The organism is Microbulbifer taiwanensis (assembly GCF_014904815.1).
Lineage (GTDB): Bacteria > Pseudomonadota > Gammaproteobacteria > Pseudomonadales > Cellvibrionaceae > Microbulbifer > Microbulbifer taiwanensis.
This window is the reverse complement of sequence record NZ_JACZFR010000107.1, coordinates 1-832: the sequence shown is the minus strand read 5'-3', so window position 1 is coordinate 832 and position 832 is coordinate 1. Positions and strand designations below refer to the sequence as shown.

The 832-nt window shown below is 62.1% G+C and carries 1 protein-coding gene; it reads left to right on the top strand.

Features of this window, described 5'->3' with window-relative positions:
- Positions 1 to 83: 83 nt before the first annotated feature.
- On the top strand, positions 84 to 356 hold the full coding sequence (locus tag IG627_RS20715) for a hypothetical protein (protein ID WP_193195225.1): 273 nt from the start codon (positions 84 to 86) through the stop codon (positions 354 to 356).
- Positions 357 to 832 lie beyond the last annotated feature (476 nt).

Sequence of the window (832 nt, the reverse complement as noted above, 5' to 3'; positions counted from 1 at the left end):
AGCGGCAAGGCCGCAGGCCGCGCAGGCGCCGCCGCAGGCGGCGTAACCTTGGACTTGTGTCAATAACTGTAACCGGGGGATTTATGAGGAAGAATCGAAAAGTGAAAGCGCGGGAGCGCGCAGCAGCGGCAAAGGAACTGGCAGCGGTCGAGAATCCAACAGAGTTGCCGGAATCCTTCAACAAAGAGGGCGGGCAGGTGCCGCCCGCGCCAGTAGCGGCTGAGGTGTTTACCGAAAAAGAACGGGAGTTGATTCTGTGGGCGCTCGATGAGTGCGACAACCCTGCCAACGGTGGGCCGATCGTGGGGGATTGGTGCTTAGTTGATGAGAGCATCCGGGCAAAGCTGGGGGGGTAGGGCGAATGGGTGATATCCGCAAGCTGGCTAGGGTCTACGTTTGGTCCGGCGCGGTCGCCCGGGTACTGCTAGCGGCAACGCCGCTGGCAGTCGCGGCGGCCTGCGCCTTCGGGGGCCTGTCAATTTCGATCGGGGGTGCAGGTTGAGCAATATCAAAACGGTGAAGACTAGGGGCGCAGACAGACAATACCTGGTGGAGCTGGATCCCGATGCTATCGAGTGGTTGGCGAAGCCGGGGGGCGAGGCGGTATTCAAGGTCGGCGGCGTGATCATCAAGGTTCGGGCAGAGCAGCAACCGTGCCCGACCTGCGGTTGCAAATGCAAAGGAGGTGACCGTGAGTAATGAAATCCTGGGCTATATGCCCTGCCCGGAGACGGGATGCAGCCAGCAGGCGGCGGTGATGCAGGCCAAGCGCAAGGGCGCGCACCTGTACACCAGGTGCCCCGACTGCGGTATTGACCAGCGCACCGGCAAG